This is a genomic window from Pseudomonas sp. GW822-FHT06D10 (assembly GCF_058799535.1).
Window position 1 is genome coordinate 308,942 of record NZ_JBXALN010000006.1, and the last position, 17,407, is coordinate 326,348.

Annotated in this window: 16 protein-coding genes; 9 read left to right on the top strand and 7 right to left on the bottom strand. The window is 60.2% G+C overall.

Features of this window, described 5'->3' with window-relative positions:
* Positions 1–72 precede the first annotated feature (72 nt).
* Positions 73–1,143 carry a diguanylate cyclase gene (locus AC1RL5_RS22085; protein WP_011062788.1) on the bottom strand — a complete coding sequence of 357 codons (1,071 nt, stop codon included), beginning with the start codon at positions 1,141–1,143 and terminating at the stop codon, positions 73–75.
* Positions 1,144–1,326: 183 nt separating this feature from the next.
* Positions 1,327–1,935 carry a TetR/AcrR family transcriptional regulator gene (locus AC1RL5_RS22090; RefSeq protein WP_492589428.1) on the bottom strand — a complete coding sequence of 203 codons (609 nt, stop codon included), beginning with the start codon at positions 1,933–1,935 and terminating at the stop codon, positions 1,327–1,329.
* A 203-nt stretch (positions 1,936–2,138) separates the two neighbouring features.
* On the opposite strand from AC1RL5_RS22090, the gene AC1RL5_RS22095 reads away from it, so the two are divergent.
* Positions 2,139–3,197 (top strand): MBL fold metallo-hydrolase, encoded by a 1,059-nt coding sequence (locus AC1RL5_RS22095; RefSeq protein ID WP_492589427.1) that lies wholly within the window; start codon positions 2,139–2,141, stop codon positions 3,195–3,197.
* Between the two features lie 169 nt (positions 3,198–3,366).
* Here AC1RL5_RS22095 and AC1RL5_RS22100 read toward each other — a convergent pair whose 3' ends face one another.
* Both AC1RL5_RS22100 and AC1RL5_RS22105 read right to left on the bottom strand, forming a co-directional pair.
* Complete coding sequence (locus tag AC1RL5_RS22100) at positions 3,367–3,684, bottom strand: XRE family transcriptional regulator (protein WP_026020019.1); 318 nt, start codon at positions 3,682–3,684, stop codon at positions 3,367–3,369.
* Between the two features lie 106 nt (positions 3,685–3,790).
* Complete coding sequence (locus tag AC1RL5_RS22105; RefSeq protein WP_011062784.1) at positions 3,791–4,582, bottom strand: AraC family transcriptional regulator; 792 nt, start codon at positions 4,580–4,582, stop codon at positions 3,791–3,793.
* A 114-nt stretch (positions 4,583–4,696) separates the two neighbouring features.
* Here AC1RL5_RS22105 and AC1RL5_RS22110 point away from each other — a divergent pair, with 114 nt between their 5' ends.
* The gene (locus AC1RL5_RS22110; RefSeq protein WP_011062783.1) at positions 4,697–5,512 is read left to right on the top strand and encodes a sulfite exporter TauE/SafE family protein; all 816 of its coding nucleotides are present in this window, start codon (positions 4,697–4,699) and stop codon (positions 5,510–5,512) included.
* A 121-nt stretch (positions 5,513–5,633) separates the two neighbouring features.
* Positions 5,634–6,833, top strand: a complete 1,200-nt coding sequence (locus AC1RL5_RS22115) for a hypothetical protein (protein WP_103407700.1) — start codon at positions 5,634–5,636, stop codon at positions 6,831–6,833.
* 12 nt (positions 6,834–6,845) lie between these two features.
* Here the strand turns inward: AC1RL5_RS22115 and AC1RL5_RS22120 are convergent, their stop codons facing one another.
* From AC1RL5_RS22120 to AC1RL5_RS22130, 3 genes are all read right to left on the bottom strand, one after another.
* Positions 6,846–7,826, bottom strand: coding sequence for a hypothetical protein (locus AC1RL5_RS22120; protein ID WP_072450717.1), 981 nt, complete (start codon positions 7,824–7,826; stop codon positions 6,846–6,848).
* A 156-nt stretch (positions 7,827–7,982) separates the two neighbouring features.
* Positions 7,983–9,230: a ribonucleotide-diphosphate reductase subunit beta gene (locus tag AC1RL5_RS22125; RefSeq protein ID WP_011062780.1), complete on the bottom strand. Its 1,248-nt coding sequence runs from the start codon at positions 9,228–9,230 to the stop codon at positions 7,983–7,985.
* A 750-nt stretch (positions 9,231–9,980) separates the two neighbouring features.
* A complete protein-coding gene (locus AC1RL5_RS22130; protein WP_011062779.1) occupies positions 9,981–10,244 on the bottom strand; it encodes a DUF2790 domain-containing protein in 264 nt (87 codons plus the stop codon).
* Between the two features lie 411 nt (positions 10,245–10,655).
* Here AC1RL5_RS22130 and acs point away from each other — a divergent pair, with 411 nt between their 5' ends.
* The 6 genes from acs (at position 10,656) to AC1RL5_RS22160 (ending at position 17,370) form a co-directional block, all read left to right on the top strand.
* Complete coding sequence (acs, locus tag AC1RL5_RS22135) at positions 10,656–12,611, top strand: acetate--CoA ligase (RefSeq protein WP_011062778.1); 1,956 nt, start codon at positions 10,656–10,658, stop codon at positions 12,609–12,611.
* Between the two features lie 603 nt (positions 12,612–13,214).
* Positions 13,215–13,991: an ABC transporter substrate-binding protein gene (locus tag AC1RL5_RS22140; protein WP_072450716.1), complete on the top strand. Its 777-nt coding sequence runs from the start codon at positions 13,215–13,217 to the stop codon at positions 13,989–13,991.
* Positions 13,992–14,083: 92 nt separating this feature from the next.
* The gene (locus tag AC1RL5_RS22145) at positions 14,084–14,773 is read left to right on the top strand and encodes an ABC transporter permease (RefSeq protein ID WP_011062776.1); all 690 of its coding nucleotides are present in this window, start codon (positions 14,084–14,086) and stop codon (positions 14,771–14,773) included.
* The gene (locus AC1RL5_RS22150; RefSeq protein ID WP_015636682.1) at positions 14,770–15,468 is read left to right on the top strand and encodes an ABC transporter permease; all 699 of its coding nucleotides are present in this window, start codon (positions 14,770–14,772) and stop codon (positions 15,466–15,468) included. Before AC1RL5_RS22145 ends, AC1RL5_RS22150 begins: the two co-directional genes overlap by 4 nt.
* 1 nt (position 15,469) lies before the next feature.
* Positions 15,470–16,582, top strand: coding sequence for a succinylglutamate desuccinylase/aspartoacylase family protein (locus tag AC1RL5_RS22155; RefSeq protein ID WP_492589426.1), 1,113 nt, complete (start codon positions 15,470–15,472; stop codon positions 16,580–16,582).
* Between the two features lie 23 nt (positions 16,583–16,605).
* Positions 16,606–17,370, top strand: a complete 765-nt coding sequence (locus AC1RL5_RS22160; protein ID WP_011062773.1) for an ABC transporter ATP-binding protein — start codon at positions 16,606–16,608, stop codon at positions 17,368–17,370.
* Positions 17,371–17,407: the final 37 nt, after the last annotated feature.

Consider the following 17,407-nt stretch of genomic DNA (forward strand, 5'->3'; position numbering starts at 1 on the left):
TATCGGGATAAATCCAAATAAAGTTGTACAAAAATGTTTTTTACTCCCTTTTTGTATAAGTTTTTTAGGTTTTTATGCCATTTGTGTTTGCCGGGAATGAGCCTCGTCGTCATTGCTGGCAATTCGATTGCGGCCACTGTTTTTCGCCAGGTACAGGGCCTTGTCGGCGGCGTTGAGCCAACTTGAAGGGTCCTGGAATTCGCGGTCGAAGGCGGCCAGGCCGATGCTCAGGCTGACTTTCAGTTCAGCCACTTGCGGATGCCGGTACTGGCTGAAGACCTGGCGCAGGCGTTCCATGACCTCCAGTGCCTGCTGGCGGTCCATGCGCGGCAGGATCACGCAGAACTCGTCACCGCCGTAGCGGCCGGCGAGGTCGTCGTGACGCAGGTTGCGCCGCAGTTCGTTGCTCAGATGGCGCAGCACCGTATCGCCGATGATGTGTCCGTAGGTGTCGTTGATCGCCTTGAAGTGGTCGATGTCGATCAGGGCGATGCTGGCATCGATCTGTTGCTGCTGGCATTTGTGGAACTTGATATGCAGCAGGTCTTTCCAAGAGCCGTGGTTGAGCAGACCGGTGAGGCTGTCGGTGCGGCTCAGGGCGCTCAGGGCGCGCTTGTGCTCGGACAGCTTGATCGCCAGCCGGTAGCAGACCATGCCCACGGCCAGCGGATAGAGCGTGAGCATCGGCAGGCAGGCATAGATCTGCAGCGGGCTGATCCGGGTATTGAAGCTGGCGCCGAACAGCGACCAGGACAACAGGACCCCGATGCCCTGGGCCAGGGCGCCACGGATGAACAGACGCACCCCCCCGGCGGCCACATTGTTCATGGCCATCATCGACAGGATGGTGACGGCGGGCAGGGGATTGAACTGCATGGTGGCAGCCCAGAAACCGCCCAGCATCGAGTCGTACAGCAGGTTGCGACGTTCTGCCTGGTAGGGAAAGGCAGAACGGGTGGAGAGTTGATAGGCCAGGTGAGGCCAGAGCAGGCCGTGGAACAGGAGCAGGGCCCAGATCCAACCGGGCAGTGCAAGGGGGTAGAGGGTGGCGAATACACTGATACCGCCGATACCCAGGCCGATGATCCTTGGCCGATAGATGCGCCGGGCAAATGACAGCCCCTTGCCGCGTTGGTTTTCCATAAATTCCTGCACCAGGTTCTGTACTGAAACACCTTGTGGTGTTTTTTCGGCTTAGCCGTTTATCGGATCAGTCTGGTGAATATTGTCATTTATTCCAGTGAGAATAATCAGTGTCCTTCCAAGCCATTTCACAGTGGTGGCGACCGCCGGCTGCGGTTCGGCGCGCACAGGTGCCCCGGGAATTCAGGCCTGGTAGTGGCCCAGGAACATGTCCAGCGCCGACTCGACGACCTGATTTTGTATGCCTGTTGCCAGTGGCGCCTGGCCCATGGTGATCTGCGGCCAGAAGGCGAAGCTCTTGAGTAGGCCGTGCATCTGGGTCGCGGCGAATTCCGGGTCTACCGGCTTGAGGCGACCGTCGGCCAGGGCGCCGCGAATCCACAGGGTCAGGCCTTCTTCCCGTTCGCCAAGCCGCGCCACCATGTTCTGCGCCCGTTCCGGCGAGTGAATGGCTGCGGCGATGGCCACCCGGGCCAGATCGAGAAAGTTGTCGTCCGCCAGCAGTTGCAGCTTGGCCCGCACGACCTTTTCCAACTGCTCGCGCAGGGGCAGGTCGCTGCGGTAGATGATTTCCGATTGCGCGCTGATGCTGGCCCAGAGCTGGTGCAGGATCTCGGCGAACAGTTCCTCCTTGCTGGGGAAGTGGTTGTACACCGTGCGCTTGGACACCCCAGCCGTAGCGGCAATCTTGTCCATGCTGGTGATCTCGAAACCGCTGGTGCGAAATTCACTGATCGCCGCCTGGACGATGGCACTGCGTTTGAGGTCGGTGAGGCGCTTCGGGGCTGTCATAAGTTGGGTTCGGTCAGGGTGGTCGGTAAAAACACTCGGCAGTCTACTTCGTCTGTTTCCTGTTGCAATGTAGAAACTACACTGTGTAGTGTAGTTCGTCTTCGAAACGATGATTGGCGGCTGATGCTTGCGTGCCTTGGCCAGTAGATCGTCCCGCAATACCACGTCGCAACCTTGCTGCGTTCCATGGAGTCATTTCAATCATGGCCACTGTCTCGTCAAGCATCACCCGTGCTCCCCGCGAGGAAACCTCGCGCCAGGAGCAGGGGGCTTTTCGCAACCATGCGCCGGTGCGTCGTGCCGGCTTTGGCAAGACCCTGCAGATCTTCTGGAACATGTTGTTCCACAAGCCGCGCAATACCCGCCCGGCCGGAGCCATTCCGGTGCAGCCGCTGACCCGCGAGCAGTTGCTGGCGGCGCCCGATCACAGCGTCTACCGCCTGGGGCATTCCACCGTGCTGCTGAAGATGCGCGGCAAGTTCTGGATCACCGATCCGGTGTTTGCCGAGCGCGCGTCACCCGTGCAATGGGCCGGGCCGAAGCGCTTTCACCAGCCGCCGATCAGCCTGGAGCAATTGCCCGATATCGAGGCGGTGATCCTGTCTCATGATCATTACGATCACCTTGATCACAAGACCGTGCTGGTCCTGGCGGACAAGACTCGGCATTTCCTCACCCCGCTGGGGGTGGGCGATACCCTGATCAAGTGGGGCGTGCCGGCGGCCAAGGTCCGGCAACTGGACTGGTGGCAGGGCTGTGAGGTCGCTGGCGTCCGTTTCGTTGCCACCCCATCGCAGCACTTTTCCGGGCGTGGTCTGTTCGATGGCAACCGGACCTTGTGGGCCTCCTGGGTGATGATCGATGGCCCCACGCGGATCTTCTTCAGCGGCGATACCGGTTATTTCGACGGTTTCAAGCGTATCGGCCAGCAGTACGGCCCATTCGACCTGACACTGATGGAAAGCGGGGCCTACAACGTCGAATGGCCCCATGTGCACATGCAGCCCGAGCAGACTCTGCAGGCCCACATCGACCTGCAAGGTCGTTGGCTGCTACCGATCCACAACGGCACCTTCGACCTGGCGATGCACGCCTGGCACGAACCCTTCGACCGCATCCTGGCCCTGGCCTGGGAGCGCAGTACCAACATCACCACGCCGCAAATGGGCGAAGCCTTCAACCTGGCGCAGCCGCAGCGGGGAGCCGCCTGGTGGCTGGAGGTGGAAGGTGCACTGGAGCAGGCGGGCGTCGAATCCGCCTGACCCAGGCATTCTTCACCCGGGCGGCGGGTTATGAGGATGGTGACCATGGCATCCGCCGTTTGCGGCGCCATGAGGCCTGGATCAAAACCCTGGCCTGCCCGCGGGTTCGTCCGGGCTCGACCCCTCTGCCAGTACCGGCCTTGTACGAGCACCTGCCCAGGCGGCTGGATCATTCGATCAGGGCGTAGTCGGGCCGCTCCATCGGGTTGGGAGTGGCTCCCTTGATGTTCATGCCGCGGCCCGGGGTGAAGCCCGGGAAGAACACCAGGCCCTGGGCCTCAAGGCAGAACGCCAGGGCCAGGCGGGTTACGTCACGGACCTCGTAGCCCGCTTCGAAGCGCTGGATGGCTTGCACCGAGACCGCGGACTCGCGGGACAGCTGATCCATGTCCCAGCCCAGCATGTCCCGGGCCTGGGCACAGTGTTGTGGGGTGAATTGATAGAGAGCGATACGTTCCAGGGTGATTTTCATCGCGAGAGAGGCCATGGTTTTCTCCGGGAGGTTAGGCAGTGCGTTGGCTTTGTACTGGATATTTGTACAGTTGTTTTGCGTCCGGATCAAACTCAATTTCTGCCACTGCGCCAGCCTTTGGTCACAAGGCTTTTCCAGGGGCGGGATGCTCTTGATTCAGGTAGGTGCTGGGGGATTGCCCCAGCACCCGACGGAACATGGTGGAGAACGCGCCAGGGCTGTCATAACCCAGGTCCAGGGCGATTCGGGTTACCGGCTCCGCGGCCGCCAGCCGGGCCAGGGCCTGGATCACGCAGGCCCGTTGCCGCCACTGCACGAAGCTCATATCGGTCTCCTGGCGAAACCAGCGATTGAAGGTACGCAGGCTGACATGCAGTCGGTCTGCCCAATGCAGGGGGGATTGATGGACATCGGGCCGGGCGAGAAAAGCCCGGCACAGCTCCAGCAGTGGGCCGCCGGCCGGCAAGGGAATGTGCAGCGGCAGGCCAGGGCAACGCTGGATTTCGTGCAGCAGCAGGTTGATCAGCAGCCCGTCGCGTCCGTCCAGGTCGTATTCCAGGGGCATGTCCACTGCTTCCAGCAGTAGCTGGCGCAGCAGTGGCGAGATGCCGATGACCCGGCAGCCGCTGCTGTCCAGTGGCGCCGCGGCCGGCTCGATATACAGGCTGCGAGTGCTGACCCCAAGCATCAGCACCTCATGTTCCACCCCCGGTGGAATCCACACCGCCCGCTGCGGTGGCACCACCCAGTTGCCCTGATCGGTACTGACCTGCATCACTCCGGTGGCGCCATAGAGCAGTTGCGCCCGCCGATGCCGATGGCGCGGCAGGCGTTGCCCGTCTGGGTAGTCGGTGCCAATGGCGAGCACGGGACGCGGGGTCTGATCCAGTTGGTCGATGGAGATATTGCGCATGCCGACACAGTCCCGTATTTGGCGTAAACGCAAACATTATTGGCCAATTTGCTGAAGCCGGCCAAGCGCTGGGGTTCTATCTTCCAGGGCGTCTACCTGAATGGAAACGCCTTGATGTTCTATCTACTGTTGGCACTTTTTGGTTGCATGACGGGCATCAGCGCCGTGCTGTTCGGCTTTGGTGGCGGGTTTGTGGTGGTGCCGCTGCTGTACTGGATGTTGCTCGGCAGCCAGGGCGCCGATTCGGCGGTGGGGCAGGCGGCGATGCATGTCGCGGTAGCCACTTCGACCTGCGTGATGATCGTCAACGCCCTGGTTGCCACCGGCAGGCACCAGCGCGCAGGCAATCTTGTCCGCCGCTATCTGTGGCCCCTGGGTGGTTATATCGGGCTGGGGGCGATAGTTGGCGCGGCGGGGGCCATGTGGGTGAGTGGCGAGGTGATCCGCTATGCCTTTATTGCCTACCTGGGCCTGACCATTGCCGACTGCCTGCTGCGCCGGGGGTTTCTTGAACAGTCGGTAGGGCAGAAAACCCGTGACCTGGGATCAGGCGAAACGCTCTTTGGCGGTGTAGGAATAGGCGTCATTGCTACCTTCCTCGGAGTGGGCGGCAGTGTCATGACTGTTCCCCTGCTACGTCGCTGCGGCCTGAGCATGACCCAGGCCACCTCCATGGCCAATCCGCTGAGTGTCCCCGTGGCGCTGGCGGGTACTGCGACCTATATGGCGCTGGCAGGCTATAGCCGCTTCGATCTGGGGCCCTGGTTTGTCGGTTATGTCGACCTGCTGGCGTTTTTTGTCCTCACCCTCGGTTCGTTGCTGGGTATTCGTCTGGCCGCGCCCTGGATCGGCAGGATCCCTGACCGGGTACATGCGAGGGTTTACATCGGTCTGTTGTTTCTGGTGCTGCTGAGCATGTGCCTGAAGTGATAGAAGCGTCACGCTTGGCCGCTCGATTGTCCTGGGGCGCCGGTCCATAATTGCTCGTCGCTTACCACAGGCCCAGGCGCTGTTGACGACGCTGGCGGCCTTTTCATGCAAGGGAGTTTCCATGTTCAACGGATTGATGCGCCAGATCCTCGGTGCCCTGTTGCTGTGTATCTACCTTCAGGGCCTGCAGGCCTCGCCCTCTCGACAGGTTCTCAGCGGCACTCTGGGCAAGATGCCGATTGTGCTGGAAATCAATACCGACGATCCCAAGGACGTCACAGGGCGATATTTCTATCAGAAGTATCACCATGATCTGGCACTCAACGGCACGCTTGTCGGGCAGACGCTGGAGCTGCGGGAAGGAGGAGGCCGCCCTGACGATGAGCAGGCGGCCCTGCCCACCTTCAAGTTGCAGCAAACTGGCGATGGCTGGCAGGGACAGTGGCAGGATTCCAAGGGCAAGACTCTCGATGTGCAGTTGTCCACGGCCAAGGCTGAGGCGCCCAAGCCGGATGCGTTGCCCTATCTGGCGCAGCTTTATCCGAATGATCTGTACGAATACCTGCGCCTGCAGGGCCTGGCCCTCAAGCAGGGCAAGCAGCAGAGCTTCATGGATTACACCCTGCAATGGTGGAGCGAGCCAGGGTCGAAGCTGTCGATGTTCAAGGTGGTCGGCGGTTACCCGGAAGCTCAGCAACAGCGTCTCAATCAGTTGTTGATGGAGCGTCTGTGGCGCGAGGTGAGCGCCTACCACGAGTGCCTGCTGGGAGCCGGCTCCCAGGGGGGCGAATTCATGCAGACGGTGAAACCACAGTTCTTCTCACCGGCGGTACTGAGCGTGAATATCTCCACCAGCTATTCCTGCGGCGGTGCTCACCCGGACTTTGGCGACTCCCCCATGAATATCGACGTGAACAGTGGCCACCCGTTGTCACTGTCCGATGTGCTCTGGGTGGGGCAAGGCCAACCGCTATTGCACAGCGACCGCAATGGCAAAGGAGACACTCGTCTCACCGAAGCTGAGCGCACAGGCCTCTACGAATACAACCAGGAAAAACTGGCACCCTGGCTGGTCCAGCAGTTTCGCGCCTTGTACCCCGACAAGATGCGCGAGCCGACCGACCCCGACGAGGGCTGCAACTACAGCGATGAGAGCGTCTGGGGCGATAACAGTTGGTACTTCACTCCCAAGGGGCTGTTCCTCAAGGCCTACTTTCCTCGGGTAGCGCGGGCCTGTGACGGGCCTGAGTGGGCGGTGCTGCCGTATGCGTTGGTCAGGAAGCACCCCGGGGCCGTCGCTCTGGAGCTGCCCAAGCATTGAAACCGAAGGAGGTTATTTTGCTTCCAGCCCCGGCGCCTCACGGATCACGAAGTGATCCAGGTTCTCGATATTGGCGCTGAAGACCCCGAAGGTCGACTCGGGGTCTTTCTTGCTCGGCACTTGCTTGAGCGCCGGCGTCACGCCATAGAAGAAACAGTACAGCTCCCGCTGGCTGTCGGCGGCGCCCTTGATCTCCTCGAGGAAGGCTTTGCGCTTGCGGTAGCTGTCGATCAGCTTCTTGCTCAGGTAGACATTGACCGAGTAGGGCTTCTTCTTGGTTTCGCCCTCGGCCTTGAACCAGACTTTCTGCTCGAAATCGATGCGAAAGCTCTGGGTGTAATCCTTGATCTCCTTGATCTTGCCCCAGTAGATCAGCCCCTTGTTGTCCAGCAGGTACTCGATCTTCTTGAAGAACGAGGCGTAGCTGGCCGTGTGTTCGCCGACCTTCAGCGGCATGCGCTTGAGCAGTTCCTTGTCGTCGATGTTCGACACAAAGCACTCCACTGGGTGGGCGAAGACGCTGGTCTTGTCCGGGGTAGTGTCGCGCCCGGGATGGGGCTTGTGCGAACTGGCCTTAGCGGCTGGCGGAGTGTCCTGTGGGGCATCCACTGCCGCTTGCGGGCTGGCCGGCTTGCGCACGTATTCACGGCGGCTTAAGAGCAGCTCCGAGGGGAAATGCTCCTCGCGTTCCTCTTCGGTCGCGGTGCCTTCCACGCTACCGGCGCTTTTGCTGACCCCATAAGGGCATCCTTCCATATGAAGCGTGGCGGGCAGGTTCTTGAAATGCGGCGTGCGGATGTAGTTGACGTTCTTGGCGTTGAAAGTGCCCAGTTGATTAGTGCTATCGAACGCTGCGCGGCATTCATCGTTGGGGCACTGGAAACTTTCCCTGGCCGAATCGAAGACCAGGGTTTCATCGAAATTCAGATCACGCACGTCATAGATCGACAACTTGTCGTCGAGGCTGATGCAGTACGCAGTATCGAATTTCATGGGCGCTTTGATCCTTAAGCGGAAGAGGGTTCTTTATAGCGGCAGGTCATGCCGCCTGCACGTACTTTGATGAACCAGTCCCTGTGTAGATTGGTGCGGCCAATAAAAAAGCCCTGACCAGGTCAGGGCTTCTTGTTTGTGTCATTGATCCGGGAATCAATCCCAGCTCAAGGCGCCGCCAGTCTGATACTCGATCACGCGGGTCTCGAAGAAGTTCTTCTCTTTCTTCAAGTCCATGATCTCGCTCATCCATGGGAACGGGTTGGTGGTACCTGGGTACTCTTCCTTCAGGCCGATCTGCGACAGGCGACGGTTGGCGATGAACTTGAGGTAGTCCTCCATCATCGCGGCGTTCATGCCCAGTACACCGCGCGGCATGGTGTCGCGAGCGTATTCGATCTCCAGTTGGGTGCCCTGGAGGATCATCTGGGTCGCTTCTTCCTTCATCTCGGCATCCCACAGGTGCGGGTTTTCGATCTTGATCTGGTTGATCACGTCGATGCCGAAGTTCAGGTGCATGGATTCGTCGCGCAGGATGTACTGGAACTGCTCGGCGACACCGGTCATTTTGTTGCGACGGCCCATGGACAGGATCTGGGTGAAGCCGCAATAGAAGAAGATGCCTTCCAGAACGCAGTAGTAGGCGATCAGGTTGCGCAGCAGTTCCTTGTCGGTGTCGACGGTGCCGGTTTCGAACTTCGGATCGGAGATCGAACGGGTGTACTTCAGGCCCCAGGCGGCTTTCTTCGCGACCGATGGAATCTCGTGGTACATGTTGAAGATCTCGCCTTCATCCATGGCCAGCGATTCGATGCAGTACTGGTAGGCGTGGGTGTGGATCGCCTCTTCGAACGCCTGGCGCAGGATGTACTGGCGGCATTCCGGGTTGGTGATCAGGCGGTACACGGCCAGTACCAGGTTGTTGGCAACCAGGGAGTCGGCGGTGGAGAAGAAGCCCAGGTTGCGCATGACGATGCGACGCTCGTCGTCGGTCAGGCCTTCCGGGTTTTTCCACAGGGCGATGTCGGCGGTCATGTTGACCTCTTGCGGCATCCAGTGGTTGGCGCAGCCGTCGAGGTACTTCTGCCAGGCCCAGTCATACTTGAACGGCACCAGCTGGTTGAGGTCGGCGCGGCAGTTGATCATGCGCTTCTCGTCAACCGCGACACGGGCGGAAGAACCTTCCAGTTCAGCCAGGCCTTCGGCGATGTCGAGCTGATCCAGAGACGCCTTGGCGCGGGCAACGGCAGCGGAGTCGCTGGCGGTCACGGCGCGGGCTTCAAGAGCGGCGGCACCACCGGCGCTGTCGAGGCGGTCCATGTTGGCTTCAGTAGCGTGGCCGGCGTTGGCGCCTTTGACCGCAACTTCACCTTCTTCTTTGTCGAATTCGTCCCAGCTCAGCATGACGTGTCGTCTCCTGCTCGAGGGCCAGATGCCCGTGTGAAAACAAAAGGGGTGGTTTTTCACACGGCACGCTGGCCGCGTTAAATCATTGGAAATCGTTTGTTGCAGCAGTGAACGCAGGCAATAAACAGAAATACGTGTCCGGGTGCCTGGTGACCGCTGTCGGGCGGAGCTTGGCGTACCAGCTCCTGCGCAGGATTCAGCAGGTCGTTTTCATCCGGTAAGGGAATGTTGCAGGCCCGTTTTGAGGACGCATTATAAGGATATTTTCGGGGGCGTGGGGCGACCGATGGGCGCAGGCGAGCCCGAGAAGGGGGGGGACTTGGAGCAGAGCGCGGGTTTACAAGGCTTTGGCGGTTGAAGATTTTTTTTCACGCTTGAAAAAAACAGCCGGAAATGGCCAAAAAATAGCCAATTTTACTAGATGTTGTGTTTTTGCAAGCCTTTTTGAGGTTTTGAACACAACTCGAATCGCTCGGTCTTGCCTTGGGAAATCTCTTGGAGCAGGTCTTCAGGGGGTGGCCGGATTTCCTCCGTCGAAGCCGTCGCTGGAGTTGCTCGCAAGGTGGTGGGCGGTGCCATGAGGAGGCCAGCAACCTCAGGAGGAAAGGTGCGTGCGATTGCCGGGCTCGCACGTCGTCAGGCTGAGGCCTTTTGCTGCCCATGGGTGGGTAGTCACCAGGCATCTGTGCCGCAAGAGGGATTTCTTGCGGCCGGCAGTCATCAAGGTATGTGCAATGAACTTTGCTATTAGCCGTTAGAACAACCGTTGCCCATTACGCGATATTGAAGAATATGCCGCTGGCCGTGGGAGTCTTCATATTCCATGCGCGCTGGTACAACTTCGCATACTTCTGGAACTTCGCTCATGGAGATAACTTTGGCGATATCCAGATCAGTCGAGTAAGTGTATTCCTCTACCGGTACTTGCTGGTTGGCGACATCAGTCGGGATCTCATCAGCCATCGCGGTTACGCACAGACTGCTGAGGGCCAGAACTAATAAAGCTTTCATTTGCGTTTTACCTTTCTAAGGTCGTGTGAGGTCACGCAGCCTTTATGGGGCTGCGTGTGGAACTTGAGTAGAAGTTTGATTAACTGCCTTCGTGGGGGCTGCAACTTGGTTAATCAGATTGCCTGTTGGGCGAGGCAGATTTTAGGCGCGGGGGGCGCAGTCATATAGGCGTACTTTTGATAAACACCTTTGACAGTTTTTGTAACAATCGCCGAAAAAGGGCTGTTTGGCAGCTGGCTGGAACTTTTTTGGGTAGGGTGGATATCGCTGTAAGGCGCATTCTTGAAGGGGTTTGGCAAATGAAGGGGTATTTCGCAGGGGGTTGTTACTACCATCGTCGAATGGTTCTATAGACGCCCCCCGGCTACAACGGGGTCATACAAAAACAACTATGTCACCGAGGTAAGAAAGATGAGTGCGGCTTCTCTGTATCCCGTTCGTCCCGAGGTTTTGGCCAATACGCTGACTGACGAGGCGACCTACAAGGCCATGTACCAGCAGTCGGTCGTGAACCCGGACGGTTTCTGGCGCGAACAGGCCAAGCGTCTCGACTGGATCAAGCCTTTTACCACGGTGAAGCAGACCTCCTTCGACGATCACCATGTCGATATCAAGTGGTTCGCCGACGGCACCCTGAACGTCTCCTACAACTGCCTGGATCGCCATCTCGCCGAGCGCGGTGATCAGATCGCGATCATCTGGGAAGGCGACGATCCTTCCGAAAGCCGCAACATCACCTACCGCGAACTGCATGAGGAAGTCTGCAAGTTCGCCAACGCCCTGCGTGGCCAGGACGTGCACCGCGGCGACGTGGTGACTATCTATATGCCGATGATTCCCGAGGCGGTGGTGGCCATGCTGGCCTGTACCCGCATTGGCGCGATCCACTCGGTGGTGTTCGGCGGCTTCTCCCCTGAAGCCTTGGCCGGGCGCATCATCGACTGCCGCTCCAAGGTGGTGATCACTGCCGACGAAGGTATCCGTGCCGGCAAGAAAGTGCCGCTCAAGGCCAATGTCGACGATGCCCTGACCAACCCGGAAACCAGCAGCATTCAGAAGGTCATCGTGTGCAAGCGCACCGGTGGCAACATCAAGTGGAACCAGCACCGCGACATCTGGTACGAAGACTTGATGAAAGTCGCCGGCAGCGTCTGCGCGCCGAAAGAGATGGGCGCCGAAGAAGCGCTGTTCATCCTCTATACCTCCGGGTCCACCGGCAAGCCCAAGGGCGTGCAGCACACCACCGGCGGCTACCTGCTGTATGCGTCGCTGACCCATGAGCGGGTGTTCGACTACCGCCCGGGCGAAGTCTACTGGTGCACCGCCGACGTCGGCTGGGTCACCGGCCACACCTATATTGTCTACGGCCCGCTGGCCAACGGCGCCACCACCGTGCTGTTCGAGGGGGTGCCGAACTACCCGGATGTCACTCGGGTGGCGAAGATCGTCGACAAGCACAAGGTCAACATCCTCTACACCGCACCGACCGCAATCCGCGCCATGATGGCTTCGGGCACCGCTGCCTGCGAAGGCGCCGATGGCAGCAGCCTGCGCCTGCTGGGCTCGGTGGGCGAGCCGATCAACCCGGAAGCCTGGGACTGGTACTACAAGAACGTCGGTCAGTCCCGCTGCCCGATCGTCGACACCTGGTGGCAGACCGAAACCGGCGCCACCCTCATGAGCCCGCTGCCGGGGGCGCATGCCTTGAAGCCGGGTTCCGCAGCGCGTCCGTTCTTCGGCGTGGTGCCGGCCCTGGTGGATAACCTGGGCAACATCATCGAGGGCGCGGCCGAGGGCAACCTGGTGATTCTCGACTCGTGGCCAGGCCAGGCACGGACCCTGTACCGCGACCACGATCGTTTCGTCGATACCTACTTCAAGACTTTCCGTGGCATGTACTTCACCGGTGACGGCGCCCGTCGCGACGAAGATGGCTACTACTGGATCACCGGTCGGGTGGACGATGTGCTCAACGTCTCCGGGCACCGCATGGGTACCGCCGAAATCGAAAGCGCCATGGTTGCGCACCCGAAGGTCGCCGAAGCGGCGGTGGTGGGCGTGCCTCACGACATCAAGGGGCAGGGCATCTACGTCTATGTGACCCTCAATGGTGGCGAAGAGCCGAACGAAGCCCTGCGCCTGGAATTGAAGAACTGGGTGCGCAAGGAAATCGGGCCGATCGCCTCGCCGGACGTCATCCAATGGGCGCCGGGCCTGCCGAAAACTCGTTCCGGGAAGATCATGCGGCGGATTCTGCGCAAGATCGCCACGGCGGAGTACGACGGTCTGGGCGATATCTCGACCCTGGCTGACCCGAGTGTGGTGCAGCACCTGATCGATACCCACAAGACCATGAACGTCGCCTGAGGCGGTTTTCGAGTCACCCAGCCCCGCCCGGCCCTGTGCCGGGCGGGGCTTTTTTGTGCGGTGGAGATGGGCCGCAAAGCCCTCTGCGTGGCTGTTGCAGGTGCCGGCTTGCCCGCGAAGAAGGGGCGAATAAATATCGGATTTATCCCTTCGGTGTATCCGAATGTTACCGGTACGGCCGAAGATGTAACCTCGCGCCTACTTTCGGGGCAATGGGAAACGCCGGGCCCCATTTCAGGGCCTTTTATACCCTTATAAAAAATAAGTCATCACGCTGCGCTTGCCGGAATAGAAGGCTTTGCCAATAATAGGCCCGCAATTTGCAGCATAGATCGGTTCCCCGTCTTTCGCTCTTGCATAGAATTGAAGAGCTGTCAATGCGCTGGCCAGGCATTCTCGATGCTTCTGTAATTTGTTGTCGCATTGAGGAAATATCGGCTTCCAGCCTGTCGTTAGAATGCCGGTCACTCGCTCGTCGTTGCCTGTGTGTGAGCCCCCTGCGGGCTGCCCGGGCCGCAGCGCCGCTATTTGCTGTTTCACCCATTCGCATATTGGGCTGTCGCTCACTCTGCCGTTTTCGCCCTTTACCGATGGAGTTCTAAGATGAAGAAACTCGTGCTTCTTGGCGCCCTGGCACTGTCCGTGCTCTCCCTGCCGACTTTTGCCGATGAAAAGCCCCTGAAAATTGGTATCGAAGCGGCTTACCCTCCGTTTGCCTCCAAGGCGCCGGACGGCAGCATCGTCGGTTTCGACTACGACATCGGCAACGCCCTGTGCGAAGAGATGAAGGTCAAGTGTGTCTGGGTCGAGCAAGAGTTCGACGGCCTGATCCCGGCCCTGAAGGTTCGCAAGATCGACGCCATCCTCTCGTCCATGTCGATCACTGAAGATCGCAAGAAATCCGTGGACTTCACCAACAAGTACTACAACACCCCGGCGCGTCTGGTGATGAAGGCCGGTACCCAGATCAGCGACGGCCTGGCCGAGCTCAAGGGCAAGAACATCGGCGTGCAGCGCGGTTCGATCCACGAGCGTTTCGCCCGTGAAGTGCTGGCTCCCCTGGGGGCGCAGATCAAGCCTTACGGCTCGCAGAACGAAATCTACCTGGATGTGGCCGCCGGTCGCCTCGACGGCACCGTGGCGGACGCTACCCTGTTGAATGACGGCTTCCTGAAAACCGACGCTGGCAAGGGCTTCGCCTTCGTTGGTCCGGCCTTCACCGACGTCAAATACTTCGGCGACGGCGTAGGGATCGCCGTGCGCAAGGGCGACAAGGCCGATCTGGACAAGATCAACGCCGCCATCGCTGCCATTCGTGAGAACGGCAAGTACAAGCAAATCCAGGACAAGTACTTCGACTTCGACATCTACGGCAAGTAAGACCGTCGAATCAGTCAGTCCGAGATGGCGCAAGCAGCAGAATCTCTGAAGTTTGCGCCATTTTTTCATCCCAATTTTCGAGGACCTGAATCATGTTGAAAGGCTACGGGGCTGTCATCCTCGATGGCGCTTGGCTGACGCTTCAGCTCGCCTTGTCGTCCATGGCCCTGGCCATTGTTCTGGGTCTGATCGGGGTTGCGCTGCGCCTCTCGCCGGTGCGCTGGCTGGCCTGGCTGGGCGACCTGTACTCCACGGTAATCCGCGGTATTCCTGACCTGGTGCTGATCCTGCTGATCTTCTACGGCGGCCAGGATCTGCTCAACCGGGTGGCGCCGCTGCTGGGTTATGACGATTACATCGACCTCAATCCGCTGGCGGCCGGTATCGGCACCCTGGGCTTCATCTTCGGTGCCTACCTCTCCGAAACCTTCCGTGGCGCCTTCATGGCGATCCCCAAGGGGCAGGCGGAAGCCGGCATGGCCTACGGCATGAGCAGCTTCCAGGTGTTCTTCCGGGTGATGGTGCCGCAGATGATTCGCCTGGCGATTCCCGGCTTCACCAACAACTGGCTGGTACTGACCAAGGCGACCGCGCTGATTTCCGTGGTGGGCCTGCAAGACATGATGTTCAAGGCCAAGCAGGCGGCGGATGCCACTCGCGAGCCATTCACCTTCTTCCTTGCAGTGGCGGCGATGTACCTGGTGATCACCAGTGTCTCGTTGCTGGCACTGCGTTACCTTGAGAAGCGCTACTCGGTAGGCGTAAGGGCGGCTGATCTATGATCTTCGACTACAACGTCATCTATGAGGCCCTGCCGCTGTACTTCGGCGGCCTGCTGACCACCCTGAAACTGCTGGCGCTGTCGCTGTTCTTCGGTTTGCTGGTGGCGCTGCCCCTGGGGCTGATGCGGGTGTCCAAGCAGCCGCTGGTGAACATGTCAGCCTGGCTCTACACCTATGTGATCCGCGGCACGCCGATGCTGGTGCAGCTGTTCCTGATCTACTACGGCCTGGCTCAGTTCGAAGCGGTGCGCGAGAGTTTCCTCTGGCCCTGGCTGTCCAGCGCGACCTTCTGCGCCTGCCTGGCCTTTGCCATCAACACCAGCGCCTACACCGCGGAAATCATCGCCGGCAGCCTCAAGGCCACGCCCAATGGCGAGATCGAGGCGGCCAAGGCGATGGGCATGTCGCGCTACAAGATGTACCGCCGCATTCTCTTGCCGTCGGCTCTGCGCCGCGCGCTGCCGCAGTACAGCAACGAAGTGATCATGATGCTGCAGACCACCAGTCTGGCGTCCATCGTGACCCTGATCGACATCACCGGCGCGGCGCGGACGGTCAACGCGCAGTACTACCTGCCGTTCGAGGCCTACATCACCGCCGGCGTGTTCTACCTGTGCCTGACCTTTATCCTGGTGCGCCTGTTCAAGCTGGCCGAAGGCCGCTGGCTGCGCTACCTGGCGCCGCGGAAGCACTGATATGGAGCGCATTGATCATCCATTGCCCTGGAATCACCTGGGTAGCGAGCGGCATATCTCGGTGTTCCGTTTCGGCAGCGGCGAGCGCAAGGCCTATATCCAGGCCAGCCTGCATGCTGACGAGTTGCCGGGCATGCGTACTGCCTGGGAGCTGAAGAAGCGCCTCGGCGCACTGGAAGCCCAGGGGGCTCTCAGCGGCGTCATCGAACTGGTGCCGGTGGCCAACCCGCTGGGCCTGGGCCAGTTGCTGCAAGGCAATCACCAGGGGCGTTTCGAGGCCGGCAGCGGCAAGAACTTCAACCGTGATTTCGTCGAGTTGAGCGAGCCGGTCGGCCAGCGCCTGCAAGGGCGCCTGGGGGATGATCCGCACGCCAATGTGCGCCTGATTCGCCAGGCCATGGCCGAGGTGCTGGCTGAGCTACCGCCGGCGTCCAGCCAGTTGCAGGGCATGCAGCGGGTGCTCCTGAGCCATGCCTGCAGCGCTGATGTGGTGCTGGACCTGCATTGCGATGCCGAGGCGGCGCTGCACATGTATGCATTGCCGCAGCATTGGCCGCAGTGGCGCTCCCTGGCCGCGCACCTGGATGTGAAGGTCGGCCTGCTGGCGGAAGATTCCGGTGGCAGTTCGTTCGACGAAGCCTGCTCGTTGCCCTGGTTGCGCCTGTCGCGGCAGTTCCCTGAAGCGCAGATCCCCTTGGCTTGCCTGGCAACCACCCTCGAGCTGGGCGGCCAGGCCGACACCGGGCGGCCTCAGGCCCAAGCGCACGCCGAAGGCATCCTGGCGTTTCTTGCCGAGCAGGGGTTGATTGCCGGTGATTGGCCGGCCCCCGGGCGCGAAGCCTGCGAGGCCATGCCTTTCGAAGGCACCCAACTGCTGTATGCGCCGCACCCCGGCGTGGTGAGCTTTCTGCGTCCGGCCGGTAGCTGGGTGGAGGCGGGCGAGCCGGTTTTTGAAGTGATTGATCCCCTATCCGATCGGGTCAGCACGGTGTGTGCTGGCACCAGCGGCGTGCTGTTCGCCGTTGAGCGGCTGCGTTATGCCCAACCCGGTTTCTGGCTGGCCAAGGTGGCGGGGCGCGAAGCGCTGCGTCACGGGCGCTTGCTCAACGACTGACTGTTTTTGTGAGAACCGACCGCATGTACAAACTTGAAGTCCAAGACCTGCATAAGCGCTATGGCAGTCACGAAGTGCTCAAGGGCGTGTCCCTGAAGGCCGCAGCTGGCGATGTAATCAGCATCATCGGCTCCAGTGGCTCGGGCAAGAGTACATTCCTGCGCTGCATCAACCTGCTGGAGCAGCCCCATGCGGGCAAGATCCTGCTGAACAACGAAGAGCTGAAGCTGGTAGCCAACAAGGACGGCGCCTTGAAGGCCGCCGATCCCAAGCAGCTGCAGCGCATGCGCTCGCGCCTGTCGATGGTGTTCCAGCATTTCAACCTGTGGTCGCACATGACCGCGATTGAAAACATCATGGAAGCGCCGGTGCATGTGCTGGGTGTGTCCAAGGCCGAGGCTCGCGAGAAGGCCGAGCACTACCTGGCCAAGGTCGGTGTGGCGCACCGCAAGGATGCCTATCCGGGGCACATGTCCGGTGGCGAGCAGCAACGGGTGGCGATTGCCCGGGCCCTGGCGATGGAACCGGAAGTCATGCTGTTCGACGAGCCGACCTCGGCCCTGGATCCGGAACTGGTGGGCGACGTCCTGAAGGTCATGCAGGCCCTGGCCCAGGAAGGCCGGACCATGGTGGTGGTGACCCACGAAATGGGCTTTGCCCGTGAGGTGTCCAACCAGTTGGTGTTCCTGCACAAGGGTGTGGTGGAAGAGAGCGGCAACCCGCGTGAAGTGCTGGTGAACCCGCAATCAGAACGTTTGCAACAATTCCTCTCGGGCAGCCTCAAGTAATAGCTGCCGTTGTGCACCAAATTAGGTCATGCTGCGC